At 45.5% G+C, this 25,911-nt stretch carries 22 protein-coding genes; 11 read left to right on the forward strand and 11 right to left on the reverse strand.

Annotated features, from left to right (window positions below):
* Window positions 1–10: 10 nt before the first annotated feature.
* The 5 genes from RIG27_RS33535 (at window position 11) to RIG27_RS33555 (ending at window position 6,195) form a co-directional block, all read left to right on the forward strand.
* The gene (locus RIG27_RS33535; RefSeq protein WP_446351356.1) at window positions 11–1,462 is read left to right on the forward strand and encodes an MFS transporter; all 1,452 of its coding nucleotides are present in this window, start codon (window positions 11–13) and stop codon (window positions 1,460–1,462) included.
* Between the two features lie 227 nt (window positions 1,463–1,689).
* The gene (locus tag RIG27_RS33540) at window positions 1,690–2,241 is read left to right on the forward strand and encodes an EF-hand domain-containing protein (protein ID WP_446351357.1); all 552 of its coding nucleotides are present in this window, start codon (window positions 1,690–1,692) and stop codon (window positions 2,239–2,241) included.
* A gap of 280 nt (window positions 2,242–2,521) precedes the next feature.
* Window positions 2,522–3,088 (forward strand): phosphate-starvation-inducible PsiE family protein, encoded by a 567-nt coding sequence (locus tag RIG27_RS33545; RefSeq protein WP_446351358.1) that lies wholly within the window; start codon window positions 2,522–2,524, stop codon window positions 3,086–3,088.
* A gap of 278 nt (window positions 3,089–3,366) precedes the next feature.
* A complete protein-coding gene (locus tag RIG27_RS33550; RefSeq protein WP_446351359.1) occupies window positions 3,367–5,100 on the forward strand; it encodes a diflavin flavoprotein in 1,734 nt (577 codons plus the stop codon).
* 258 nt (window positions 5,101–5,358) lie between these two features.
* Entirely contained in the window at window positions 5,359–6,195 is an 837-nt protein-coding gene (locus RIG27_RS33555) for an ABC transporter permease (protein WP_446351375.1), read from the forward strand.
* Window positions 6,196–6,364: 169 nt separating this feature from the next.
* On the opposite strand, the gene RIG27_RS33560 is transcribed toward RIG27_RS33555, so the two are convergent.
* Window positions 6,365–10,123 carry a PA14 domain-containing protein gene (locus RIG27_RS33560; protein ID WP_446351360.1) on the reverse strand — a complete coding sequence of 1,253 codons (3,759 nt, stop codon included), beginning with the start codon at window positions 10,121–10,123 and terminating at the stop codon, window positions 6,365–6,367.
* A 608-nt stretch (window positions 10,124–10,731) separates the two neighbouring features.
* Here RIG27_RS33560 and RIG27_RS33565 point away from each other — a divergent pair.
* A complete protein-coding gene (locus RIG27_RS33565) occupies window positions 10,732–12,501 on the forward strand; it encodes a serine/threonine protein kinase (protein ID WP_446351361.1) in 1,770 nt (589 codons plus the stop codon).
* Between the two features lie 10 nt (window positions 12,502–12,511).
* On the opposite strand, the gene RIG27_RS33570 is transcribed toward RIG27_RS33565, so the two are convergent.
* From RIG27_RS33570 to RIG27_RS33605, 8 genes are all read right to left on the reverse strand, one after another.
* On the reverse strand, window positions 12,512–13,156 hold the full coding sequence (locus tag RIG27_RS33570; protein WP_446351362.1) for a Uma2 family endonuclease: 645 nt from the start codon (window positions 13,154–13,156) through the stop codon (window positions 12,512–12,514).
* Between the two features lie 301 nt (window positions 13,157–13,457).
* Window positions 13,458–14,441 (reverse strand): porphobilinogen synthase, encoded by a 984-nt coding sequence (hemB, locus tag RIG27_RS33575; protein WP_446347336.1) that lies wholly within the window; start codon window positions 14,439–14,441, stop codon window positions 13,458–13,460.
* A 228-nt stretch (window positions 14,442–14,669) separates the two neighbouring features.
* Window positions 14,670–15,053 (reverse strand): hypothetical protein, encoded by a 384-nt coding sequence (locus tag RIG27_RS33580; protein ID WP_446351363.1) that lies wholly within the window; start codon window positions 15,051–15,053, stop codon window positions 14,670–14,672.
* Window positions 15,053–15,490, reverse strand: a complete 438-nt coding sequence (locus RIG27_RS33585; protein ID WP_446351364.1) for a Panacea domain-containing protein — start codon at window positions 15,488–15,490, stop codon at window positions 15,053–15,055. The genes RIG27_RS33580 and RIG27_RS33585 overlap by 1 nt, the downstream gene beginning before the upstream one ends.
* Before the next feature lie 146 nt (window positions 15,491–15,636).
* Window positions 15,637–16,038, reverse strand: coding sequence for a hypothetical protein (locus RIG27_RS33590; RefSeq protein ID WP_446347338.1), 402 nt, complete (start codon window positions 16,036–16,038; stop codon window positions 15,637–15,639).
* Window positions 16,039–16,053: 15 nt separating this feature from the next.
* Window positions 16,054–16,944: a ParA family protein gene (locus RIG27_RS33595; protein WP_446351365.1), complete on the reverse strand. Its 891-nt coding sequence runs from the start codon at window positions 16,942–16,944 to the stop codon at window positions 16,054–16,056.
* The gene (locus RIG27_RS33600; RefSeq protein WP_446351366.1) at window positions 16,932–17,087 is read right to left on the reverse strand and encodes a hypothetical protein; all 156 of its coding nucleotides are present in this window, start codon (window positions 17,085–17,087) and stop codon (window positions 16,932–16,934) included. The genes RIG27_RS33595 and RIG27_RS33600 overlap by 13 nt, the downstream gene beginning before the upstream one ends.
* Before the next feature lie 112 nt (window positions 17,088–17,199).
* Window positions 17,200–17,469 (reverse strand): hypothetical protein, encoded by a 270-nt coding sequence (locus RIG27_RS33605; protein WP_446351367.1) that lies wholly within the window; start codon window positions 17,467–17,469, stop codon window positions 17,200–17,202.
* 73 nt (window positions 17,470–17,542) lie between these two features.
* Between RIG27_RS33605 and RIG27_RS33610 the strand changes: the two genes are divergently transcribed.
* From RIG27_RS33610 to RIG27_RS33625, 4 genes are all read left to right on the forward strand, one after another.
* The gene (locus RIG27_RS33610) at window positions 17,543–17,959 is read left to right on the forward strand and encodes a sensor histidine kinase (RefSeq protein WP_446351368.1); all 417 of its coding nucleotides are present in this window, start codon (window positions 17,543–17,545) and stop codon (window positions 17,957–17,959) included.
* A 510-nt stretch (window positions 17,960–18,469) separates the two neighbouring features.
* Window positions 18,470–19,903, forward strand: coding sequence for an IS66 family transposase (gene tnpC / locus RIG27_RS33615; protein ID WP_446351376.1), 1,434 nt, complete (start codon window positions 18,470–18,472; stop codon window positions 19,901–19,903).
* A 252-nt stretch (window positions 19,904–20,155) separates the two neighbouring features.
* Complete coding sequence (locus tag RIG27_RS33620; RefSeq protein ID WP_446351369.1) at window positions 20,156–20,983, forward strand: FkbM family methyltransferase; 828 nt, start codon at window positions 20,156–20,158, stop codon at window positions 20,981–20,983.
* 140 nt (window positions 20,984–21,123) lie between these two features.
* Window positions 21,124–21,546, forward strand: a complete 423-nt coding sequence (locus tag RIG27_RS33625; RefSeq protein WP_446351370.1) for an ADP-ribosylglycohydrolase family protein — start codon at window positions 21,124–21,126, stop codon at window positions 21,544–21,546.
* Here the strand turns inward: RIG27_RS33625 and RIG27_RS33630 are convergent.
* Together RIG27_RS33630 and psbQ are read right to left on the reverse strand one after the other, a co-directional pair.
* Window positions 21,494–22,648 carry an NAD(P)/FAD-dependent oxidoreductase gene (locus tag RIG27_RS33630; protein ID WP_446351371.1) on the reverse strand — a complete coding sequence of 385 codons (1,155 nt, stop codon included), beginning with the start codon at window positions 22,646–22,648 and terminating at the stop codon, window positions 21,494–21,496. The two genes, RIG27_RS33625 and RIG27_RS33630, sit on opposite strands and share 53 nt — an antisense overlap.
* Entirely contained in the window at window positions 22,649–23,116 is a 468-nt protein-coding gene (gene psbQ, locus RIG27_RS33635) for a photosystem II protein PsbQ (RefSeq protein ID WP_446347352.1), read from the reverse strand. It lies immediately after the preceding gene.
* Window positions 23,117–23,908: 792 nt separating this feature from the next.
* Here psbQ and treZ point away from each other — a divergent pair.
* A complete protein-coding gene (gene treZ, locus RIG27_RS33640) occupies window positions 23,909–25,720 on the forward strand; it encodes a malto-oligosyltrehalose trehalohydrolase (RefSeq protein ID WP_446351377.1) in 1,812 nt (603 codons plus the stop codon).
* The last annotated feature ends 191 nt before the right edge of the window (window positions 25,721–25,911 follow it).

A 25,911-nucleotide genomic window follows, 5' to 3' on the forward strand; every position in this document is an offset into this window, starting at 1 on the left:
AACATCCCTGATGGCTAATCCTGTCCCCCAGAAAACTCCTAGTGAACCCTTGAATTTGCCCACCAAACTAGCTTATGGAGTTGGAGAACTGGGAGGAGAGATTCCGGGTAATATCTTAGTTTTTTTCTTACTGTTTTTCCTCACCAATGTCGCGGGATTAAATCCCACCTTGGCGGGGAGTGTTTTACTGATTGGCAAGGTTTGGGATGCGATTAATGATCCGATGATCGGGTATTTGAGCGATCGCACTCGTTCTCCTTTAGGGCGGCGTTACCCCTGGATGCTGATTGGGGCGATTCCCTTGGGGATTGGCTTTAGCTTACAGTGGTTTGTTCCGCCCACCTCGGATCAGTGGCTACTGTTTGCCTATTATGGGGGAGTTGGGATTCTCTTTTATGCCGCGTTTACTTCGGTTGTTCTCACCCATAATGCGTTAGCGGCTGAACTAACTCAAAGCTATGACGAACGCATTGGTTTAATTAGCTTCAAAGCCGCGTTTAGTATCGGTGCGAGTATTTTCTCCCTGGGTTTAGCCCAGATTATTTTTGCCCAGATTGATGATCCATCTCAAGAGTATCGGATTCTGGGAACAATTTGTGCAGTCGTCGCCACGTTAGCGATTTTCCTTTGTGTTTGGGGAACGCATAAGCGTTATAAGCAAATCGAAGCCCAACGGGAATCCGTGACTCAAGTATCTTTTTTACCCATCACCCAACAGTTTCGGATTGCGTTCAGTAACTTCCCGTTTATTTGTGTAATTGGGATTTATTTGTGTTCTTGGTTAAGTCTGCAAACAACGGCGGCGATTCTCCCCTATTTTGTGATTCATTGGATGGGATTACCCGATCATCACTTTACCCAAACGGCGCTAACGGTTCAAGGAACAGCCCTAAGCATGACATTTGTCTGGAGTGCGATCGCCAAACGGATAGGTAAACGGGCTATCTATTGTATCGGTATCCCTGTTACCGTCTGTGCCTTAATGGGACTGTTTTTCTTACAACCCAATCAAGTGGGATTAATGTATGTTCTGGCGGTATTTGTGGGGCTGGGTTTATCCACGGCTTACATTGTACCCTGGTCAATGCTTCCGGATGTGGTTGATTTCGATGAACTCAACACCGGACAACGGCGGGAGGGCATTTTCTACGGATTAGTGGTACAAATACACAAAATTGCCGTCGCGATCGCACTATTCCTCGTGGGTAAAGCCCTCGACGTGTCTGGGTTCATCTCCACCACATCCGAACAGTTACCCGTGACTCAACCAGAATCCGCGTTGTGGACGATTCGTCTGCTGATTGGTCCGATTCCCGCTATTGTCCTCATGGGAGGTTTAGCTTGGGCGTACTTCTATCCGATTAGTCGTTCCTTCCATAGCGAAATCCTGCTGAAACTCATCGAACGCCGGAATACGGAAACCTTAAGAAAAGAAAACAGCCGAAGCGCTGAAACGTCCTAATCGATGTGTCTACTGCTATAACAATAAACTGAAACTATTAAAACGGTGTGGATTTGGCTTCAGGAATTTTAATGATTTTACAATACGCGCTTTACTTTTGTGGCATTATCCTAACAGTTTAGCACACTTAAGTACGGAAGACTCAATTTTTTACTTCAATGACCTTGACAATTTTACATTTTTGTTTTATAAGTAAAATTTAAAAAGCTAAATTACTAGATTAAGTTATGGCTTTATCTGAATTTCTCAAGAAAAAGACTTCATTTGCGTTCAATAAATACGACGTATCTAATGATGGAGTTGTAACGGTATCAGACTTTGAGGAAATAGCTCAAAAGGTTGCTCAAAAGCTGGGTATTAGTTCAGGTTCTCCAGAGCATAAAAAAATTAAGGCTGCTTATCGTAAAATTTGGGATGGTTATTTCAAACCCGCTGATATTGATGGTGACAATAAAGTAGTTCTGGAAGAATACATCAAGGCTTGTGAACGTTTTATCGAGTCGCCTAACGCAAGAAAAAATGGTACTGACTTGAATAAAATGCTTTATGAAGCTATTGATTTAGATAGTAACGGAAGCATTGATGAAAAAGAGTTTAGTGTTTTTTTGACGACAATAGGGAGTTCTGAAGCCGACGCTAAAATTGCTTTTTCCCATATTGATACGGACAATGATGGTTTCATATCCCGAGAGGAATTTGCCCAGAATTCCTATGACTATCACACAAGTCAAGATACACAATCACCCGCCAATTGGTTTTACGGTTCTATGGGAACGTAGTGGTAGGGGATTCCACAGGGGGGAGAAACTGGAGAATCCGGCAAAATCGATTAAAGATCCGATTGCGATTAGTATGATTGCAGAAGCGGAGGACATATCCAGACGACCTAAAATTATATAGGGCTTGCCTGAATAAGCAATGTAGAGACGTAGCATGCTACGTCTCTACCCAGCATCAGTGCCTGTTGATTAAAAGCATTAGTATTTTAAATACTAAAAACTTGCATCAATAAGCGAGGAAAATGTAATCTAGGTTCTAGTGATACAGAAGGAACCTCCCATGCACGATCCTCTAACATCCTCGCCGCCGAACTGGTACGAACAGCTTAAGCAGAATCGCATCGTCCGGGCGCTGGAAACAATTCAAGACTTATTTATCATTTCCCTCTGTGTTGGCTTATTTGCTTTAATGGCGATTCAGCTACGAGAGATGTTTTTGGAGTTGCTACCGCCCTTAGATTTCCCTGGCGTGACTTCAGATATTCTGTTCTTGCTGATTTTGGTTGAGTTATTCCGACTGCTGATTATTTACTTACAAGAACAGCGGGTATCGATTGGCGTCGCGGTGGAAGTTTCAATTGTCTCGGTTCTGCGGGAGGTAATTGTGCGGGGAGTCTTGGAAACCTCCTGGATTCAAATTTTAGCTGCCTGTGCGTTCTTAATGGTGATGGCAGCCTTATTAATTGTACGAGTCTATTTGCCACCAACCTTCGATGGGGTTGACCCGGAAAAACGGTTGTCCTGGCAATATAAACAGCCGACAATGAGTCAGGTTGCTGACTCTAAGAATAACCCGTTAACTCCTTACCCCAATACAACGGTTGTGGCAGATAAAAGGGGTCACTGAAGTCCAAATATTACGGTCTTTGCTGTGCCATTTTTCCTAACCTCAAAACTTACACAGTCACATCCTATATAGCACTAAGCACACAGGTTAGGACATCAGTTTATCCCAAAAGGCAACAGGCAACAGGCAACAGGCAACAGTAAAAATGTCCTAACCTGCTTTGGTAAGGCTATATATTGCTTAAGGTGCGTTACGCTACGCTAACACACCCTACATATAGAGCTTTTGCGTAAGTTCCAATCTAAACCGTCAACATTAACTCGTCCAACTGATTATCTATGACTACAATCCCTGATATTAAACCCCGTGATGTCCAAGTCGCCGCCATTGAAGGAACCGATACAACTGTTTTGCGATCGCGCACCTGGGATAGACTTAAGTTTGAGGTAGAATATTCCCTGCAACGGGGGACAACCGCCAACTCCTATCTCATCCAAGCCGATAAAACAGCGCTGATTGATCCGCCAGGGGAATCCTTTACCGAAATCTTCCTGAATCAATTGCAGCAATGCATGAATGTGCAGCAATTGGATTATGTGATTTTAGGTCATGTTAATCCCAACCGGATGGTAACGCTGAAAGCCTTGCTAGACTTAGCCCCCCAAATTACCTTTGTTTGTTCTAAAGCCGGGGCGGTTGCGTTACAAAATGCCTTACGGGAACACCAATGCAATGTTTGGGTACCCAAAGGCGAGGAAACCTTAGACTTAGGTCAAAATCATCAGCTACAATTCATCCCCATCCCCACACCCCGTTGGCCCGATGGACAATGTACCTACGATCCCCAAAGCCGTATCCTGTTTACCGATAAACTCTTCGGTTCCCATGTCTGCGGCGATGAACTCTTTGATGAAAACTGGAAACGCCTAGACGAAGACCGACGCTACTATTATGATTGTCTCCATGCCGCTCAAGCACGACAGGTGGACGTCGCCCTGAACAAATTGGTCCCCTTCTCGGCTAAAATGTACGCGCCAGGTCATGGTCCGATTGTCCGCTACAGCCTCAGTCGATTCCTCCATGACTATCGCCAATGGGGTCAGCAGCAGACTGAACAGGACTTGACAGTGGCACTAATTTATGCATCAGCTTATGGGAATACCGCCACCTTAGCCCAAGCGATCGCGAAAGGTATCACCAAAACGGGTGCAGCCGTCGAATCGATTAACTGTGAATTTGCCGAAACTGGGGAGATTGAAGCCGCGATTCAACGTTGTGATGGCTTTTTAATTGGTTCCCCCACTCTGGGTGGGCATACCCCCACTCAAGTGCAAACGGCGTTAGGGATTGTCCTCTCCAATGCCGCGAAAACCAAACTAGCTGGGGTGTTTGGTTCCTATGGCTGGAGTGGCGAAGCCGTTGATGAAATTGAAAGTAAACTCTTAGATGCGGGGTATCGATTAGGGTTTGAATCGATTCGGGTTAAATTTAAACCTGACGACGAGACAATTCAATATTGTAAAGAAATCGGCACAGACTTTGCCCAGGCGCTGAAAAAATCCAAGAAATTCCGCGCCCCAAAACAAGCCGTCAGTAGCGCCCAAATTGATCGAACGGCGCAAGCGGTGGGACAAATTGTCGGGTCATTGTGTGTTGTGGCGGCGCAGCGTGGTAATGTTCGTAGTGGTATGTTAGCCTCTTGGGTAACGCAAGCCTCATTCAATCCGCCAGGGATTACTGTTGCCATTGCTAAAGATCGGACAGTTGAGTCGTTGACGCATACGGGAGATAGCTTTGTCCTGAATATCTTAAAAGAAGGGATGAATGTCCGGCGACACTTTTTGCAATCCTTTGCCCCAGGGGACGATCGATTTGCAGGGTTAGAGACGGAAACGGCGGAAAATGGTTGTCCGATTATCAAAGATGCCTTGGCTTATTTAGAATGTACAGTGCAGAGTCGGATGGACTGTGGCGATCACTGGTTAGTCTATGCGATTGTTGATAATGGTAAAGTATTGCAATCGATGGGGATGACGGCTGTACATCATCGCAAATCGGGAAGTCATTATTGATTGTCATTTGTCATTTGTCATTTGTCATTTGTCATTCGTCATTTGTCATTCGTCATTCGTCATTGGCATTATTGGACTCCGTTGGGGCGGGTTTAGTAACATCAGGGTGAAAATCAAATGTTAATGGTAAAACCCGCCCCTACAATAGACGTTTCACCGGAACGTTTCTCCCTCATCTCCCTCATCTCCCCCATCTTCCCCATCTTCCCCATCTCCCCCATCTTCCCCATCTCCCCTATCTCCCTGTTCCCTGTTTCCATGGAAAACAAAGCCGTTCAGCGATTTGGGCAATCAACATCAGGCAAAATTGGTCTGGGAATCACGCTTACTATAATCATATTGGCGCTGTTGGCACCGATTCTCAATCCCTATAACCCGGCAACCGATCGCAATTATACTGCCCGGTTGCAACCTCCCAGCTTGAATCATTGGTTTGGCACCGATGGTTTGGGACGAGATATGCTTGACCTGTTATGGTATGGGTTACGCACGTCTTTGTTTATCGGTTTAGTTTCCGTGGGATTAGGGCTAATCGTGGGAGTCGTGTTAGGGTTAATCGCGGGTTATTTTCGAGGCGGATTAGAAACCGTGATTGGCTGGTTCACCGATATCCTGTTAGCCTTTCCCTCAATTCTACTCGCGATCGCGATCGTTACGGTAACCGGTCCTAGTATCGCCAGTGTGATGATTGCTGTGGGTGTGGTGCAAGTCCCCATTTTCATCCGCTTGACTCGTTCTATGGTGCTATCCTTGCGGGAACAGGACTTTGTGCAAACCGTGCGATCGTTTGGTGCTACGCCAGGACGAATTATTGTTTATCATATCTTACCCGCTAGCTTGAGTCCTTTAGTCGTTCAAGCCACTCTTTCCATTGGTACGGCTACCTTAGAAGCAGCAGGGTTAGGCTTTTTAGGGTTAGGCGCCCAACCTCCCACACCGGAATTGGGAACAATGTTATCCGATGCATTTAAGGGCGGCTATTCCCTATCATCTCCCTGGACAATATTATTTCCTGGTTTGTTTATTACTCTAACCGTTTTAGCCTTTAATTTACTCGGAGATGGTTTAAGAGACGCTTTAGATCCCCATAGTTAAGGTAGGGGCACGGCATTGCCGTACCCAATTCTAGCAGTAGACACATCGATTAGGACAAACAAACTGTTGTTCCAGACTAGGCATGTCTAGTCTCTACCATAAGATGCGTCCTAACCGCTATGGCGATTACTATATCACCCTCATCGCCTAAACTTAACCGGATTGGCTATTAAAAAAGAGTTGGAACCGTCAGCAGTTCAGCTTGAGGCATTTCAATCAGAGATTCAACAGTCTCATTCGTGAAAGGATCTCCGATACCGATGCTATTCATCAGGTTAATCGGCGTCACTTCACTAGCAGTAACCGAGTCTGATACATCTTGATGATTAGCTAAAGTCATTTGTCCACTTGCAAAATCAAAACTATCTTGACTTCCATTTTCTTCAGTTATAAGCAGATGCGAATGTCCACCATTGTCGAAATGATTAACACCTGTATTGCCTAAAAGTTCGTCACCTCCCGACACAACTGTTGTCAAAGAACTAGCCCTATTCTGCATCATTTCATTGACCGAAAAATCACTGGAATTAGCCGCATAAAGCTGACTTTTAGGGATAATCTCCTCCGATTGACTTGGACTCGACCAAGCCAGTTGTGCTACCGATTTTCCTCTATTCTCATAGTACTCCATGCGAATGTCGTACTGTTGTCCCGCCTCTAGGTCAATCGTGCCACGATTATCGGTAACCCCATGGTCTGTCCAATTATCAACCAGGAGTTGGTCATTCACCCACAATCGCACCCCATCATCAGAAGAGGTTTTGAACTGATAGGTTTCTGAATGGAGAGGTTCCACAAACCCTGTCCAACGTACCGAGTAGGTATTGGGATCTATCGCCGCATCGGGTGAACCTGAACCCCAGTTAAAGTCCACAGTATCATCAGTGCGAGTTAGCGCTAAGTCGGTAAAATCGCGGTTATTGTAATATTCGGCAGTTAAACCTGTACCGTTACCACTAACCTCTGGACTAGGAGTATCAACAGCAGGGGAATAAAGCTGAGATTCAGGAATAATCTCCTTACTTTGACTCTCACTAGACCACAACAATTGTGCCACCGATTTGCCAAAGTTTTCGTAGTAGTCCATGCGGATGTCATACTGTTGACCGGCTTGCAGGTCAATTGTGCCACTATTTTCTGTCGCCCCATGATTTGTCCAATTGTCAATCAGTAGTTGGTCATCCACCCACAGACGTACACCATCATCAGAATTGGTGAAGAATTCGTAGGTTTCTGAGTGGAGGGGGGCGACTGAACCTGTCCAGCGTACCGAGTAGGTATTGGCATCTATCGCCGCATCAGGTGAACCTGAACCCCAGTTAAAGTCCACGGTTTCATCCGTGCGAGTTAGGGCTAAGTCGGTAAAATCGCGGTTATTGTAGTATTCGGCTTTTAGACCATTACCGTTACCATTAATGGCAGGATCGCCGATAGAGATATTGTCAATGGCAATGAAGTCGCCATTATCTGGGTGAACTCCCTTGGCGACAACTTGAACAGTTACGAACTCGTAACCCTCGCCAAAATCTACATCCCAGTTGAAACTTGTCCAGTCAAAAGTAGAGCCACCCACAGTCTGATGCAAAAGCTTTTCCTTCGTCATCGGGATCGCTCCAGCCTGCTGAGGACCATCGAGATTTCCGGCTGTACTTCTAAATTCTCCATCGACACCCCAAACACTGACGGTAATTTCATTGGCTTTATTGGTGTCTTCAGTGTTTTTGATATCAATGCTGAGTGTCTGCTTGCCACGTCGGCTACCGTTATCTAAAAAGATCTGACCGATTCCGGCATTCCAGGAACCTGAAACAACTGCAGCACCGCCATTGCCGATAGTGGAATCGAGTGACCAATTGTTCCCAATCCAACCCTCACTAGTCCGTGTGCTGTCAAAGGTAGCGTTGATTGCCCTTCCCAATTCGCTGGTGGTACTAAACGTGCCGTCTGCAATCAGGTTAGGGTATGGTGTGGGAGTTACCTGAACCTGTTTAGTTAGGGTACTTGTTGCGCCTTGGCTATCCCAAACAGTCAGGCTGACATTGTGAGAACCCGTTGAGTCAAATTGGTGATTGACTTGGCGACCGAATTCGTCGATAGTACCATCATTATCAAAATCCCAACCGTAACTGGCGATCGCGTTGCCTTCTAGTTCTAGTGCCTCTGGTGGATCACTATCGAACGAATCACCCGCATCAAACGTCACAACACCCTGACTACCGATTGATTCATAGCTGAAGGTAGCAGTAGGAGCAATATTGGCACCAGAGATGTTAAATTCGGTGTTAACGATATCGAAGGAATCGGGGAAGAAAAGTCGGTCACCTGGATGCTCCTTTTTTGATAGGTTATAGGTATTGTTTGCAAGATAACTGTCTTCAAGGCGTGAACCCAAAAACGGTACTAATTTACTCCTATTACCTTCATTTGGTAAGCGAACACCACGCTCAAATCCTTCGATGCGAAGGTTTTTATAGAGAAGGTTTTGAGACAATGTGTTGCTACCAATGCCGTGACCACGACCGTTACCGTTCATTCCTTTCTGCAATGGAACAGGGTTTTCTGGATCACCGACAATCAATCCATCAACAAAATCAATCTGTGAACTGTATTGTAAAAAGATACCCTCGCCATAGATATTCCAAAGTTTGAAATTATCGACAAGAGAGCGAGCGTCATGGGCTTCTTTTGTGCCTGGACCGTTAAAACCCAACTGACCATCATTATTCCGCATGTGATTCCAGAAGACGATGCCCAAATCCGAGTTATAACTCTCGAAACCAGATAAACGGCGTAGTGGCACATTGGTCACATCCAGGCTGTTTGGATCATCGTTATCATAGGAAGCCTGGGAAAGGACGGGTTGCAGTTCTGGTGATAGGTTTTTAACGGCAACAGTGTCCGCCTCTCTGACACGACTCACCTGATCAACACCACTGAAGATATTAGTTCGTCCCAGATTATAAAATCCAGCGTTTTGTATCTCAACATCCGGGTTGTGCATGAACATCACATGACCCCGTTGCTGAGTGGGTAATGTCTCAGCGTTTTCGGTCTCGAAGATAACGTTCCGGCTGGTGTTGGCGATGTAAAGCTTTAAGTTCTCGCTCTCAAATCCCTGGGGGCGATGGTGGTCAAATCGGAGTACGGTATTATCGCCAGAAGTAATATCGTTGTTGGTAAATTGAATCCGGTTGCCGTTAATTTCGGTGATGGTTAAGACTTCATCTTGGAACCGACTGTTATCCTCATCCGAACCGTCGGGATTGTAGGATGTGCCACCTAAGACTAATTTATCCCCAACTTGCCAGCCAGCCGGTGTAGTCATGCCATCGGGCAGATTTAACACCAGTTCATTGTCACCAGCTGATGCGTCTGTTTGCAGCGATATAAAATCGAGTTTCTCTGCACCATGAATTCTAACTTTGCCGTGAGTGACAACGCCACGACTAATTAGGGTAGAGTCCCAATTGGAATCAATTTCTCCGTTGTCAGCAATGACAATTCGGGCTGTTTTGTTGGCTTGAATCGGGTTAGCTTCACTGCCAATCGTTAATGTACTTGTCGGTGATGCGATAAATGTGTCTACGACGATTTTGGTATTGCGGTTGTGGGCGAATTCCAATGTTCCATCCACACGCACGGTTTCTAGACGAGTGTCACTCTCGGCATCGTAGGTGACATGAACACCTTCAGAAATGACGACTCTAGCATCAGTTCCAGGAACTTGACCTTGCTCCCATGTATTTGGATCAAACCAAGAGCCATCGTTAACAGCGACATGAGTTGCGGCTGAATGGGGAACTAAATCAAATAATCCGAGATGTTCGGTTTGCTTGACTGGATGGTCTTGATGAGGGAGAGGTTCATTATTTTCCATGCTCATCATTGATGTATGGGTCATCTCAGATAGGTTGGTGTCTAGTTGCATAACGTTTGGGTTCATCTCTGTTGTTAGTTGGTTTCCGGAAAGCAGTCATCGTTTGATGGCTATTCGCGATCGCTGACAACAAGGAGCGGCATACACACTGGAATCGACTATGACTCATCTAAACTTCATGATCGATTCACTTATTTCAAGTAATAACATTAATTCTTCTTGTTTTTTTTAAATAAAAATAATCTACACGAAATCTTTATACTATTGCTAGACGATAATATATATAAATTTTATATTGATAGTATTTACTGTATTTAACGGCAAAGAATACACATTCTATACCTTGATTGTGAAAGTAATGTGAAGATAATCAGCAAGAGGCAATCTTTGTGTTCTTTTGGGCATTACAGCAATTTTAAAGGCACTTGTCTCCAGACAGTCCTATGGAGTTCATGGCTCTTGAGACGATCGCCACCTTTAACTTTAATTATGTCCACCTACTTACAACAAAGCTTTGATCTGCTAAAATAGGAGATGCCAGGAGATGATACAATATAAATCTATTTATTAGTTTTAATTAAAGCGTTAAGTCCCCATTACTGAAAGGACTGGGGACTTTATTGTGTAGAATCAAGAGGCATCGTCTATCGCTGGTGATCGTGCATCAGTCATTTATAGAGTCGGTCTATTGTATTAATCCCGACTGCCCCCGTCCTTATCCTCAATCTGGGGACTTTAAGTTTTGTAGCAGTTGTGGATCGATGCTGCGGCTAAATAATCGCTACATTCCTCTCCAGCGTTTGGGTCTAGGGGGATTTGCAGCAATTTATGCAATTTGGGATCAGCAGGATCAGACTGAAAAAGTATTGAAACTTTTAGTAGAAACGTCACCCAAGGCGTTGCAGTTATTTGAACAAGAAGCAGCCGTATTGCAACGTCTGAACCATCCGGGTGTGCCGAAAGTGGAGTCCAATAGTTACTTTACAGTACGTCTGGGAACATACCAACAGCGCGTACTCCCTTGTCTGGTGATGGAAAAAATAAACGGTGAGACGCTGGAGGCTATCTTGAACCGTTATCCTCAGGGGTGTCCGGAAACCTTGATTATTAATTGGCTCTACCAAGCGGCTGATATTCTACAGGAGTTACATGATTTGGGAATTATTCACCGTGACATTAAACCCTCAAACTTAATGGTGCGCGAGGGAACCGGTCAACTGGTGGCGATTGATTTTGGGGGGGCGAAACAAATTGGCGCGATACCTGTAGGGAAAGAGAATCGTTCTACACGATTAATTTCTCCAGGTTACAGTCCTCCTGAACAGATTGCGGGGGATGTGGTGGGACCGACGGCTGATTTTTATGCCTTAGGGCGTACCATGATTCAATTACTCACAGGTCAAGATTTAGCGGATTTACAAGATCCGGCGACGGGTGAATTTCACTGGCGCGATCGCACTAAAGTCCGTCGGGGTTTAGCCAACTTACTCGATAGTATGATCCGCCTTGATCCGCAAAAACGACCTGCTAAAGCTGCTGAGATTCAACGGCGTTTGGTTGTCAGTTGTCATTTTAACCGAAAATCATCATCCTCATTATCTCAGACCCTGGCTAAAGCCGCCGGAACAGCACAGGAGATTTCTAGTCGGGTTCTGATAACGTGCGCTCAAATTATTTTTACCCTTGTGCGCTGGGTGTGGCGAGTCTTGATTACCATCGTTCTGGCTTGTTTGGATACCACCTGGGAAATGGTGATGGCAGGAATTGGTGCAGCCTTGGGCGCCACGGCTGGGTTTGCTTTGATTAACTGGACGATTATTGGCGATCGCTTTGCAGATTGGATGATCGAACAATGGACACTCATGGTTCCCGAAATTCAGATTATCCCTTGGCAGGAACTGCTGATGTTTGCTTGTGTCGGTTTGGGAACAGCGTGGGGATTAACGGAGGCGGGAGGATTCGGTCAACAGAAACGGCGGATCATTGCTGGGATAACCGGGATTTTTGGGTATGGTGTGGGTTGGTTTATTTGGCAGGCGTCAATCTCGTCTTTACCAAGGGAACGATTGGCAGGATTGGGGGATTTTTTGCAGGTATCGCTATCTTATGCGATCGCGGATCGCTTATTGGGTTTAGTCACAGCTGTGGCGGTTATTCCCTTGGTGTTAGGATTAGGTTTACCCAGTCATTACCTAGTTCATGCCGCCGTAGCCGCAGCGGGTACGGGTATGCTATTTTCCGGCTTAGTCCGGTTCAATATCTTGCCATTGGAGGTATTAATTCACATCTTTTCCTTCTCCGATGGCAGTTGGTTAGATTTTATCAATACCATTAGTTTCTTTAGTTTACTCGGTATTACCATAGGATTTTGGTTAGGCGTCAGTTATTATCTGTTGGTTCCTGTGTTGCGCTGGTTGGGGTGGCGGTGAAAAGTACAAGCTAGCTTTCAACCTCAGCCACGCTATCTTTCACCCATCGACGAAATTGCTTGACTAATTTGGTTTCTCCAATCGTGTTTCTTAAGGCTAAAAATCTAACCAGATTCTCAGCATTGAGTAAAGGTAAGGCGATACTTCTGTCTTGAGATAGGTATTCGCCGTTTTGCCAACTCAGAATGGTTAGTGTTTGTCCGTCATAACGCCAGACTTCTGGTACTCCCAAGGCTGCATAAATCGACAGGCGATTGATTGAGCTACTGGTAATATCAATTTCTAGGGCTAAATCAGGAGGTGGAAATTGATTTAAGTCAATTTGAGCGACTCCTCGAACCAGCGCTTCATTCTGGATGTAGTAGCACTGATCGGGTTCTAATCCTCTAGCTAAATCGGCGCGATCGCAAGTACGTGAACCCAGGCTGCGAATTTCAATATCCAGTTCTTCAGTCGCTGCTTCAACCAACCGTCCCAGGAGTTTTTTGTAAGTTTCATGAGGATCTAAGGGCATTCTGATTTCTAACATCCCGCGATCATAGGTCAGACGGATAGCTGGTTCTTGTTCAAAATCCGTAATTAACGACTGATACGTTTGCCAGCTAATATTAGGTAAAACAACGCGATCTGGACTTTGAATCAGGGTGGCAGTCATCAATGTTCCTCGCTTTCATCAAGTTTAGCTAATGTTCGCGGTCACAAACTGAGCTTTTATAATGCAGAGCGTAACGGAGTCCAGCGAAGCATCTGGTGAGATTATATAGTGTTTTTATTTGAGATCTAAACAAGCAACCCTTGCCCTGTAAAGCTTTCAGTGCTTTGGCTGTACACGAATCATCTGAAAACACTATAGGCTAACGCCAAGCTTCGCTAACACTCCGCTATCGCTCCTTTCTCCAATGACAAACTCACTCCCGTGCGAAGTATACGTTTGAGCGCAACTCGGTATTCCCCAATCACTCCTGTAGCCAACGGGCAGCATCTTTGGCATGGTACGTCAGAATCAAGTCAGCGCCCGATCGCTTGAATCCGGTCAAGGTTTCCATCACCACCTTTTGTTCGTCAATCCAGCCATTCAGGGCAGCCGCTTTCACCATCGAATATTCACCCGATACATTGTACGCAGCAACCGGTAAATTTGTAGCTTCCTTCACCCGCCAGATAATATCCATATACGCCAGCGCGGGCTTAATCATCAACATATCTGCCCCCTCAGCAATATCTAGTTCTACTTCCTTGAGGGCTTCCTGGCTATTAGCGGGGTCCATTTGATAGGTAGAGCGATCGCCAAATTGCGGTGGTGATTCGGCTGCATCCCGAAATGGTCCATAATAGGCAGAGGCATACTTCGCCGCATAAGATAGAATCGGCGTATCCTCGAATCCAGCTTCATCTAATCCGGTGCGAATTGCCTGGACAAAACCATCCATCATCCCCGATGGGGCAATAATATCCGCCCCTGCTTTAGCTTGAGAGACGGCGGTTTTCTTCAGCAATTCTAAGGTGGGATCATTGAGAACTCGCCCACTTAAATCACCCACTTCCAGATACCCACAGTGTCCATGACTGGTATATTCACACAAACAGGTATCGGCAATAATCACCAATTCTGGCACCGCTTCTTTAACCGCTGTGGCAGCTTTCTGAACAATGCCACAATCATGCCATGCGCCCGTGGCTTCCACATCTTTGTTATCTGGGATGCCGAATAAAATAATCGACGGAATCCCCAGATCGTAAACTTCCTTCGCCTCTGCCACAATTTTATCTACCGATAACTGGTAGACTCCCGGCATAGATTTGACCTCTTGGGCGATTCCCTCACCGGGTACAGCAAACAGGGGGTAGATCAGATCGCTGGTTGTGACAACAGTTTCACGCACCATGCGACGCAACTGGGTGCTTTGGCGAAGACGACGAGGACGATGAATGGGAAACATAGGTTAAGATTTGAAAAGATGGATTAACCGAAAGTTTTTAGACTAGAAAACTATTGTAGGACGAGCCGTCCCCTAGGGATAGCCATCATCGCGATCGCGCCGTTCGTAGTGAGCGCTGTCTTCGCTTCAGCCTGATCGGTCAAGCTTTTGCTCGGCTTGTCACCCGTTCAGCTTTAATGCTTATACAAGGTGAATTTAGGATCTAACCAAATAATCCGAAAAATATCCTTAATGCGATAACCTACCATTGGAGCATTTCGGTGAAAATCGTAGGGCAATAAAGAAGTCGATATCTTCTGTAATATGGTTAGAAATTGAAGCTTTTATGCTAGTTCTCGCAATCTTTTCTGCACCCAATCCATGCCGATCTGCTGCCCAAATTTGTCGCCAAGTCATTTGACTTCGTTTTCTCAGAGCCTTAGCCAGATCAGCCGGCTCATCCCTAGTACATTTATCCAAACCATAGTCATCCTCTAAATACCGAAGACAAAAAACAGGATGACAGTCATCGTAATTTAAAATTTTGTCCGATGAAGGTTCTGCAATCCTGCCTTTTACTTTAGACTGATTTGAAAAAGGGGGTTTAATTCTCTTTTTCTTACCTTTACCCATCAATTCTCAACAATCTTACTCTTAAAATAGTCACTCATTATTTCGTGAGTAATGGTTTGATTGAGTCCTGTATTTATCCAAGGTTTTTCTTGATGAGTAAGATTGGCTAAAACTGTGCCAGTATATTTGCCAAACACGCTATAAACTTCATCAATTAAATTCTTTATTTCTGGCGAAATTACTTCAGGATTGAAATTTTCAGGATCGGGTAAAGGATTACGCGAATATCCCTTATAGGCGTGATAAATTTCTTCAATTACTGGACCATACTGCCATGCCTTAATTTCTTCTCGAAAAAGAGGCTGATTAAACAAAGCCAAATGAAACCCTTGGGCATAATACAGTAATTTTTGCAGTTTTAAATTCGTCATCATGCCGTCCTCTTCAAGATTGGCATAGTGAATGAAATATTTAGCTATATCCGAAGCTTGATACATGGTGAAGCTCCTAAAGCTGACTGACCTTTAAATCTATTGTCGCATTTTTCGGACTCAATTAGGTTGAAGAATCCTTATATGGGGGGTGAGGTTTTCCGAAGAAACCTAATCCAATCAGGAATACAACCTAACCGACTATCGCTCTCTCAGCGAAAGGCATCGCCTTTACGGGCGCGACAGCTAGCGGTTTGCACGATCAACTCAATTAGGCGATCGCGTTTTTTCCAGCGCATTGCCCGCCGACTCGCATCCATCCCATGTTCAGCAATCATATCTTTAAGTTGTTCAACCTCAAGTGGCTGTAACTGTTCGCGTAAGTGTTTCTCTCCCTGCTGGTGATACAGTTCAACCGGATCAAAAACACTGGCACATCGGCGAGTGCGACGTTTTTTCGAGGGAGATGGCTTTTTTGTCGATAAAATTTTAAATAACGAATCAATCTGTTCGGCAAAGTCAGGATCATGTTGGTATTTAGTCAGAGTGGTTTGGGTATCGGGAAGTATTTCTTCCAGGAGTTTGATCAACGCTGTAAGTTTGTCAAGGCTCATTCAATTTCTCCACGTTCAACTGGAGTGAGACTGCTTATGTTTGATAATTTTACTCGCCCCCATTCTGATCTCTTTGGCTAAATTGAGATATTGTTCAAACTGACCCGCATATCCCCATTTTTGTCGCAAGGTTGAAAATTTATCGGGCTGATTGAATTCAACGGTTTCAGCAATTTGTTGTTTGTGGGGAATTTGGGTTTCAAAGACACGGGCATCTTTACTGTATCGACGTAAATCCTTAATTACGCGATCGTGCAGGGTCATTCCGGCATTATATTTACAGATGACAATCCCTAAAGGAACAATCGGTTCAGCGATGGTTTCGGAAAACTCATAAATGGTTTTGGTGATTTGGGGAATTCCATAGGTTGAGAGAATATCCGGAATGGTGGGAATGATATAACCATGGGAAATTCGTAACCCATTGAGTGTCACAATACCTAAATTAGGTGGGCAGTCGATAAGAATGTAATCATAGGGTTCAATCATAGCGCGAATTCCTCGCCGCAAAATGTTAATCGGACTGGCAGCATAAAAGCGTCCAGCGGGAATAGTCGCTAGCCTATCTTGCACATTGATTATATCTAAACTCGACGGAAGCAAGTCTAAACTGGTTAAGTCTTTGACATTAGAAACTTGGTATTGTAACGTTTTATGCAGATTGAATTTGGGGTTTTCTGGCGCGAGCGCATCCAGAAAGAGTTGGGCTAAGGTGTGATGATTTTCATTGAGTTCTTCCCATCGTTCTTCGCCAATCAGCATTAATGTGGCATTGGTTTGCGGATCAAGGTCAATAACCAAAACTTTGCGATGGAATACCCCAGCCAGCATCTCAGCAACGGCGACGGTGGTTGTTGTTTTACCCACACCTCCCTTCAAGTTAATAAATGAAATTACAATTGCCACAAATCTACTCCAATCTCTAGATTGATTAGGGTGAACAGTTGTTGAATGAAGACTTGTCTTTGCCTAGAAGACTTGAGTAGGTTCATGGGTCGCGATCGCGTCACGTTTAGTAGAGAATCAAGCAAAAGATTATTATTCGTCATTGGGAAGACACGTCCTGCCAATTTACACTAATTCTCAGGCTCACCCGATTACATTGGTAGGATTAGGGAATAGCCTGTTACTGCTGATGAGCTTATCGTATGGTAGTGCTAATCACCCTTCTACTCTCCAAGGTAACAAGCTCCGATAAGAGTACGCCATGGTTACAAGCCAGGAGATAGCGGCAAACCCTTTTCCTGTCAGGGATAGGAGAAGAGAGGTTACCGTCAGAACCCATGTTGCGATCGCGCCCAATCTAATCCTCTCCTTACCTGTCATGGCTAACCCAACTGATTCAATGATCGGTTGCTTGCTGAGTACAGCCGTTGCACAGGCGTTGGTACTTCCTGGTATATTATGGAACAGGTGGGTCAAGAGCGCCATTGGACGTCGGAAGAGCAAAACTTCGCTCGTTCCAGTGCCGATTTAGTCTCCTTAGTCTTAGAAGCCAACCTTAGTGGTCTGTTATTCTAGCCTTTTAAATCAAGTTTTTATGAATTTACTGGCTAATGCGATTGAAGCCTTATCAGATGCTGCGACCCAAACCGATGAGCCTCTCAAAGAACCACAAATTGTGATTCGCACACAAACTCATCGGGTTCAGTCCTTAAGTTCAACGGAAAAAGTGACCGATTTGGCAGTCATTCAGATTAGGGACAATGGTCTGGGTATGAGTCAAGATGTCCTTGAACATATATTTGACCCATTTTTTACCACCAAGCCAGTGGGAAAAGGAACAGGATTGGGGCTATCAATTAGTTATAAGATTGTGGTGGAACAACATGGCGGTCAACTCCGCTGCCTTTATAAAGCTGGACAAGGAACCTCTTTTATTGTAGAGATTCCCCTGAATCTTAAACCTAGCCAGATTTAGGGGCTGTTATAAGCTGTTCGGCATTTAAATTGGGATACCTAAAACCCTGAAAGGCAACAGGCAACAAGCAACGCCTGAATACACAATTTAAATGCGTTTTAGCTTAGAGAGTCTTGTGGTGGGGAAAGGCAACAGGCAACACCTCGACTTCACTCCGTAACCCCCTCGGTGTGTCAGTAACATCAGGATATAAAAGTATGGCAATCGAATGGAATCAAATTAGATACAAAATCAGCAATCAATTTTTGTAAGGATTCAGGGGTCGTGGAAATCCGATGAAGGGGGAAGGCTTCGCCTGGTTTTGGCTATGATGTCGAGTACAGCAGTTTGGCAGAGGCGAAGGCTTGCCCCTTTTGCTCCGGCACGGGGAGAACTACCTGAGTAGGAAAATCGCAACGATGGCGCTCTAGTAACACAAAATCTGCTTTAATATAAGGTATGTGAGTGCTGTTGCCATGAACTTAAAGCTTGACCCAAACCAACTCAAACAGTTGCCCACCGAAGAACTCGTTGGTTAAAGGCGTGCAGCAACAGCTTGTAATTGAGAAATTGCAACAAGAGATAGAAAGGCTCAAAGCTATCCAGAAACTTGATAGTCAAGCAAGTTCAAAACCCCCTTCAACGGACTTGTTGTTCAAACCGGAAAAACCCAAAAAGCCGAGGGACAAGAGCGCTGGCGACAAGAATAACAGCAGTGGGAACAACAGTGCTGACGCAAAGAGCGACAAACCGAAACGAAAGCCAGGAGGACAACCAGGTCACCCGGGTAAAACCCGTTCATGTTTTGGGCGAGTAGATAGATACTCCATTCTCAAACCTCAAAAATGTACTAGCTGTGGCTGTGTAGAATTTGAGGAAAACCCAGCATCAGTGCAGCGGCAGCAGGTCGCGCAACTGGTAGCACATCCGATAGAAGTAGTCGAATACCAAAGGCAAACCTGCCGTTGTGCCTGTTGTGGTCAGCTGACAGCAGCGCCTTGGTCAAAAGAAATTGTGCCAGGACAAGACTTGAGTGTGAGATTGCAAGCATTACTGGTGTGGTTGGGCAACTATGGGCATCTATCTTATGAAAAGCAGCAAGAACTGTTGTGGGAACTGGGCAAGATTGAGATAGGGGTGGGAACTCTTAATGCCACAAATGCTCGGATGGCAGATGGGGTGAAGGAAAGCGTTGACGGTTTGCGGGAGTGGATTAAACAGCAACCGTTAGTCCATGTGGATGAATCTCCTTGGCCAGTGTTGGGTCTCAAAGAATGGTTGTGGGTGAGTGCGACACAAGAGTGTTGTTTGTTTCATCCAGGTGATACCCGCTCACGAGCCGAATTAATCCAACAGTTGGGGTCTAGGTTTGATGGTGTAATCAATAGTGATGATTACAGTGCCTATAATGGCTACGAGGTCAAAGCACAACAGAAATGTTTAGCCCATCTTTTACGTCACTTCAAAAAAGTTGTGAAATTGAGCCATGGCAATAATCCAGCTTTAGGGCAAGCGTTCATCGAACTAATTGAGGAAGCCTTTGCCCAGCATCGACAATGGCGTCAAACTCAAGACTCTAGCTCTTTCTTTACCTGGGCGGCCTCTTTTAAGCTACGAGTAGCACTGACCATACAACAGTGGATAAGTACAGCCGGATACGAGTCGGGCAAGTTACTACGTTCTTTACGGGATAAAGCCCAGCAATGGTGGTACTTCCTCGACCACCCAGAAGTGCCACCGGACAATAACCTGGCGGAACGTTCTCTGCGTTTGGCGGTGACTAAGCGTAAGGTCAGTGGTGGGTCTCGCTCAATGGAGCGATTTCAACAGACGGCAGACCTATTGAGTGTGGTACAGACTTGTCGGCGACAAGGACGGTCGGTGATCGAGTTTTTTCAGGCCGCCTTGGTAGCTCAAACCGAGTTGGATCAATCTCTATCATTATTGCCTGAACCTGTCCCTTGAAACCCAGTTAATTGTCTGTGTTCCAAATTAAACTCGACTAGGTTGAACACTGGCAAGCTCAGGCTCCATTCCGACCCATCATCCATCAAACTGTCTCAGGCAAGACCTATTTGGGGAAAAGAGCCTGGGCGCACTCGCCGATGTGACTGAATTTCCTTTCCCACGTTACTTTGGAAAGGCTCGTACACCCAGGCTAATTGATGAGCTAAACACAGACCTGAATTCTTACAAAATAATTAGCGGAAAATAATTATGCGAGTTGAAGATTGCTGCCAAAGCTTATTGGAAGAAAATTTGCCTATTCTTGATCCCAAAAGAGAGGGCGTTTGTATTGACGTAGGAGTGGGAACTTTTGCTTTTTATTGTGAACGGTTTGCTCGACTAGGCTTTAATACAGTTGCCGTGGAACCACTACCTGTGAAAAAACTCCAGAATTTATGCCGACGTTACAATATTCGTTTAATCAAAACTTGTCTTTCAAATAGGGATGGCGTTCAAAACTTGTATATGGGTAAATTTTTAGGTTTATTTAATCATAATTTTAACTCATTATCACCGGATTGGTTTGGCGCTTCTGCCGATATAAAACAAGTCCAATCTATGACATTAGCCAGTTTACTCTCAAGGATAGAGGCACAAAAAATTACTTGCATTAAACTTGATGTAGAAGGATGGGAATCTCAGATAATTGAGCAGTTTCATGAATTGCCTTGCTCTTTACTTCCGAAAGTGGTCATGTTTGAATATGGGGGTGGAACAAGCAAAATAAATGCCAAAAGAGGGTGGTCGCCTAAATTTTTGAAGGCGACGTCGGACTGTTTAATGACGTTAAAACAATGTGGATATAGTTTGAGTGTGATAATCGATTATGCTTATTCATCAAAAGAAACTATTTTTGATTTACAGTCCTCTCACCTAGATATCAATGACTTAATTCCAAATCATTCAATTTACGGAAATATTATTAGTTTTAAAGAGTGGACTGATCCCGAAGAAAAAATTGCCAAACTATGCTCCCGTTACTATGGAGGAATTTCACATCGATTGGTGACCGCAATGTTTTCCCGAACCCTGAAATAAGTAGGGCTGCTCAATGTTCCCGTCAAAGATAGGAGGGAAGAGAGTACCGCAAAAAAACGATCGCGCCCAATCCAATCATCTCCTTACCCTTAAAAGCTATTTTAAAATTATGGTTCTGATTTTCACCGGATCATAGTGGTGTGTTCTCCGCTGGCAATGGTCTGGCGATGCGAAGTGCTATCCTTGGTGTTTGTTGGGGTGATAATCTGCCCAAACTTCGGGCGTTTGTCAAAGCCTCCACCCGCATTACCCATACTGATCCGAAAGCTGAATTCGGTGCATTAGCTGTCGCAATAGCCGCTTATTTGGCTAGCTGTCATTCCATCGTTTCTCCTCAGGCGTATTATCAAACCCTGCAAGAGGTTCTGGGTATGGACGCTACAGAATTCCTGGAACTCATCAAAAAAGCCTGTGACAGTGCCGCGACAGAGCAAACGGGTGAATCCTTTGCGATGACTCTAGGATGCAGTCGGGGTGTTAGTGGTTATGTGTACTGTACAGTACCCATGGTTATCCATGTTTGGTTAAGATATCAACAGGATTATCCAGAGTTGTACAGATGATCCGTTGAATGTCTTGGGCGGTAGTTGGGGCGAGGAGAACACCGTTGCGATAGTGACCCGTTGCCAGCAAGACATTATTATAACCCGATAGTTTACCAATAACCGGAGCGGGCTGTCCTTCTGGGCGGGGACGTTTCCCCAGCCAAGTGCGAACTACTGTAGCTTGGGCTAAGGCAGGACAAAAGCCGATCGCATCCTGTTTGACTTGTTCGAGTAATGCCGGTTCTGCAACAACTTCCGTGCCATGAGGAAACTCAACCGTTGCCCCCACCCAATAATCACCGCCACCGATTGGCACAATATGCACATCATCAGCTGTAATCACAGGCTGGAAATCTGGATGACCAATGGTATTCCCTAGGCGTAATTGTAACGCTTGACCGAGAACAGGTTTGAGTGCGATCGCAGACGATTGATTCGGTGGGGATAGCAGAAAATTGACCAATTGTGCCGAACCTAATCCCGCCGCAATTACCAGCCAATCCACTGCCAAGGTTTCCATCTGGGTGTAAATTTGCTGACAAATTCGCTGATTGGAACCATTAACAGGCATGGATTCCACTCCTTCCACACCAACGCCAAACTTAAACGTTACGCCCCTCTGTTGGGCAGCAGCAACTAGGGCGTGCGTAAGGGCGGTAGGTTCAACTTGTCGGTCATTGGGAGAATAAATCGCACCGATACTATTCTCCAGATTAAGCTGAGGACAGTGGGATTCAACTTGAGCCGTGTTCCAAATTTCTAGTTGCCATCCTTGGGATTGGCGAATTTTGACTAAATTCTGCCAACGGGCTAAATCGTCGTTTTCAAACGCCAGCATCAAGATGCCTTGACGGTTAAAGGGAATGTGATGCCCAGTCAATGTTTCCAATTCCGGAATCAGGGTTTCATAGCGCTGCATACTAGCTTGGCGCAACTGCCAGGTTCTCCCCTTAACCTTTTGACTAATCACACCCATTAAGACACCCAATGCTGCCCCCGTTGATCCTTGGGCGGGGGGGTGGCGATCTAGTACAGTCACCTGTAGCCCCGAAACGCCACTCAGTTGGTAGGCGATCGCAGCCCCAACAATTCCACACCCAATGATGGCAACATGAGTCATTCAGCTAACTCCAGCTACATTACTGGCATCCGGAATCAGCTTTAAGAACCGATCAAAGTCGATTAATGCCTCTTGATAATTCGTGATCGCCAATTGATAGTTGCGGCTTTCAGCAGCCGTGTTAATTTGCTGTAAATGTTCAAACAAGTCATCTGCTGCTTCACTAGCTGCCTTTTGTTCTTGGGGAAGCAATTGGCGTGTCAGATAACTCATGGTTCGCCGCAAGCTACCTAATGGACCATGAATATAAGTGCTGACATCAACCCAATCACGGTTATCAATTTTCGTTTTCAGAACGGGCATTTTTCCCCGCAGTTCCGACAGGTTAGACACTGTGCGCTGAATCTGCTCAACCTGCTGAGATGTATAAGCTGGGGGCGGTGCAGTTGCCGCAGGACTACCGCAGCTTACAAGACAGGTGGTCACCAGCGCCAGCATCAACGCCAGAATGGAGCGATAACTTCTCATCAGCATGAGTTTCCTCGTATACAATCCTTGATCTGGATATAGACAAACAAATACATTGGGTTATAGCTCAACCCAAACGCTAATTTAGCCTAACTAGACGTATTATAGGGGGTGTTGCCAATACTACTGAAGTGCCGCAGGAAAGGTGTTGGTTCGGCTTTGATCAGACCCAAGTGCTACTCGCTACAGCCATGCATAGTGCGATCGCGACAAACAGGCGGCGAGTTCCCTGGATTCCTACCCAGCCAACGTTAAGCGATAATTAGCGACTTGAACCAGGTATTACGGAATGAGACGAAAAACTACATCCGTTAAACACGGATAACATTTTCCCGATTTGGGACTGGACAATTCCCAAAAATTGAGTATACTTAGGTTGTGTGTGTGAGGAAAAGGAAAAGGCGCTTGGGGTCGAAACACGGCAAGACTCCCAGGCGCCTTTCCCATATTAGTCTTCGTCTACTCGATCCCCGCGTTCTTGAAGCCGTCGATAATCTAATCTAATTCGCGCTTTTAGGCGTAACTGATGCTGGTTATTAACCGTAAGAACTCCTGGCATCGTCCAAGCATCTTCTGCGGCGGCGACTTGGGCACGGTAGCTGGGTACTCTACGCCAGTCAAGACGGCTGTGCCATTATCAACAGTTACACCAGATGTTAGATTAAAAGTCATAAAGTGTGGGGTAATCTGATCAGGTACAGATGGGTCGCCCGTTGGCTGATTCCGAGTCGGGCGATCGCACGGCTAAAACCTTGACAAGTTTCTCAGACTATGCATTTACAGAGGGGTGATATGAAAATTGGCAGCAACTACCTGGGTAACGGTCAATGTGAATTCCGAGTTTGGGCACCGTTTCGGGACAGCGTTGCGGTTCACATCGTCTCTCCCCAAGATCAAGTGATTCCCCTGCAACAGGATGCATGGGGATATTGGCAACAAACGGTAAAAGCTGACCCCGGAACGCTCTACGTTTACCAACTCGATGGGTCACTGGAACGACCTGATCCCGCCTCCCATTACCAACCGGAGGGAGTCCATGGTTCCTCTCAAGTCGTAGATCACCAATTTGACTGGACGGATAATTCTTGGCAAGGAATTCCCCTCAAAGACCTAATTATTTACGAACTTCACGTCGGTACCTTTACCCCAGAAGGAACCTTTGAATCGATTATTCCTCGCTTAAGTTACCTCCAGGATTTAGGCATAACCGCAATTGAAATTATGCCCGTGGCGCAGTTTCCCGGAAGTCGCAACTGGGGGTATGACGGGGTTTATGTCTATGGTGTGCAAGAGTCTTATGGGGGACCTGCGGGGTTGAAAAAACTCGTGGATGCTTGTCACCAAGCGGGGATCGCGGTCATTTTAGATGTGGTGTATAACCATTTAGGACCCGAAGGCAACTATCTCTGGGCGTATGGTCCCTACTTTACGGATCAATATCGTACCCCTTGGGGTAATGCCGTTAACTTTGATGGCGCTTATAGTAATCAGGTGCGGAATTTCTTTATCCAGAATACCCTGTACTGGTTAGATAAGTACCACATTGACGCCCTGCGCGTTGATGCAGTTCACGCGATTTACGATATGAGCGCTCAACCCTTTTTACAAGAATTAGGGGATGCTGTCGCCAACTTCAATCGCACCACGCCAGTGCAACGATACGTCATCGCCGAAAGTGATCTCAATGACGTGCGCGTGATTAAACCCAGGGAAGACGGCGGATTTGGTCATGATGCTCAATGGTGCGATGACTTTCATCACATCTTGCATACTCTGTTAACCGGCGAACTATCGGGATATTACGAAGATTTTGGCAAAATTGAGCAGTTGGCAGTTGCTCTGCGCGAAGGCTATATCTATAGTGGACAATATTCCAGCTTCCGCAAACGCAACCATGGCAATTCAGCAGCAGATCGTCCGGCGGAACAGTTTGTCGTCTGTATCCAGAACCACGATCAAATTGGCAATCGACTGATTGGCGATCGCTTATCTACTTTGGTAGACTTTCAGGGGTTAAAGGTAGCGGCGGCGACGGTATTGCTTTCTCCTTATATCCCGATGCTATTTATGGGTGAAGAATATGGGGAAGACGCACCGTTTCAGTATTTTGTCAGTCACAGTGATCCCGATTTAATTGAAGGCGTGCGTACAGGAAGGGCTGAAGAGTTTAAAGCATTTGGTTGGGACAACGCCCCTGATCCCCAAGGGACAAAAGTCTTTGAGCAGTCAAAACTACAGTGGGATAAGATTGACCAAGAGAAGCATGGTGTATTGCGGCGCTGGTACAAACGGTTAATTCAACTACGCAAAGAAACCCCAGCTTTAGCTACCCTAGACAGGCAGAATCTTAATGTATCTAGCTTGTCCCCAGAAAAGATTATCGTTATTCATCGCACGGCTGGAGATAGCCAATTCCTCGGCTTGATCAACTTTGCCAACGATGGGGTAACTGTTTCGCCTCAGATTCCCCCAGGGAACTTCTCGAAAGTGATTGACTCGGCGGATAAGGAATGGATGGGTGAGGGATCATACCTCCCCCAACCGCTACAAGCTGGACAATCTCTAACCATTGCTCCCCTGAGTTTTGCCTTATACTGTCAGTAGACAGTAGGGCAGCGCGGCAGAACTAACTAGGGCTTGCTGAATTAATCGGGAAGCTATACTATACAAGGGTTTAAAGCCATTTTTTAACCCAACAAGTGCAAGGTTTTTACACCCTTACGCTCTTGCATCCTTGGATTTTCACCTCCGCGAGCGCAGAATCTTCCCCCAACCGGGGGTTGAAACTGTTCCCT

This window comes from Coleofasciculus sp. F4-SAH-05, from assembly GCF_040222985.1.
Lineage (GTDB): Bacteria > Cyanobacteriota > Cyanobacteriia > Cyanobacteriales > Coleofasciculaceae > Coleofasciculus > Coleofasciculus chthonoplastes.

Excerpts from the sequence above, each read along its gene's own strand:
- RIG27_RS33535 (WP_446351356.1), top strand. The coding sequence starts at position 11 with ATGGCTAATCCTGTCCCCCAGAAAACTCCTAGTGAACCCTTGAATTTG.
- RIG27_RS33540 (WP_446351357.1), top strand. The coding sequence starts at position 1,690 with ATGGCTTTATCTGAATTTCTCAAGAAAAAGACTTCATTTGCGTTCAAT.
- RIG27_RS33545 (WP_446351358.1), top strand. The coding sequence starts at position 2,522 with ATGCACGATCCTCTAACATCCTCGCCGCCGAACTGGTACGAACAGCTT.
- RIG27_RS33550 (WP_446351359.1), top strand. The coding sequence starts at position 3,367 with ATGACTACAATCCCTGATATTAAACCCCGTGATGTCCAAGTCGCCGCC.
- RIG27_RS33555 (WP_446351375.1), top strand. The coding sequence starts at position 5,359 with ATGGAAAACAAAGCCGTTCAGCGATTTGGGCAATCAACATCAGGCAAA.
- RIG27_RS33560 (WP_446351360.1), bottom strand. The coding sequence starts at position 10,123 with ATGCAACTAGACACCAACCTATCTGAGATGACCCATACATCAATGATG.
- RIG27_RS33570 (WP_446351362.1), bottom strand. The coding sequence starts at position 13,156 with ATGACTGCCACCCTGATTCAAAGTCCAGATCGCGTTGTTTTACCTAAT.
- hemB (WP_446347336.1), bottom strand. The coding sequence starts at position 14,441 with ATGTTTCCCATTCATCGTCCTCGTCGTCTTCGCCAAAGCACCCAGTTG.
- RIG27_RS33580 (WP_446351363.1), bottom strand. The coding sequence starts at position 15,053 with ATGGGTAAAGGTAAGAAAAAGAGAATTAAACCCCCTTTTTCAAATCAG.
- RIG27_RS33585 (WP_446351364.1), bottom strand. The coding sequence starts at position 15,490 with ATGTATCAAGCTTCGGATATAGCTAAATATTTCATTCACTATGCCAAT.
- RIG27_RS33590 (WP_446347338.1), bottom strand. The coding sequence starts at position 16,038 with ATGAGCCTTGACAAACTTACAGCGTTGATCAAACTCCTGGAAGAAATA.
- RIG27_RS33600 (WP_446351366.1), bottom strand. The coding sequence starts at position 17,087 with ATGACGAATAATAATCTTTTGCTTGATTCTCTACTAAACGTGACGCGA.
- RIG27_RS33605 (WP_446351367.1), bottom strand. The coding sequence starts at position 17,469 with ATGGCGCTCTTGACCCACCTGTTCCATAATATACCAGGAAGTACCAAC.
- RIG27_RS33620 (WP_446351369.1), top strand. The coding sequence starts at position 20,156 with ATGCGAGTTGAAGATTGCTGCCAAAGCTTATTGGAAGAAAATTTGCCT.
- RIG27_RS33630 (WP_446351371.1), bottom strand. The coding sequence starts at position 22,648 with ATGACTCATGTTGCCATCATTGGGTGTGGAATTGTTGGGGCTGCGATC.
- psbQ (WP_446347352.1), bottom strand. The coding sequence starts at position 23,116 with ATGAGAAGTTATCGCTCCATTCTGGCGTTGATGCTGGCGCTGGTGACC.
- treZ (WP_446351377.1), top strand. The coding sequence starts at position 23,909 with ATGAAAATTGGCAGCAACTACCTGGGTAACGGTCAATGTGAATTCCGA.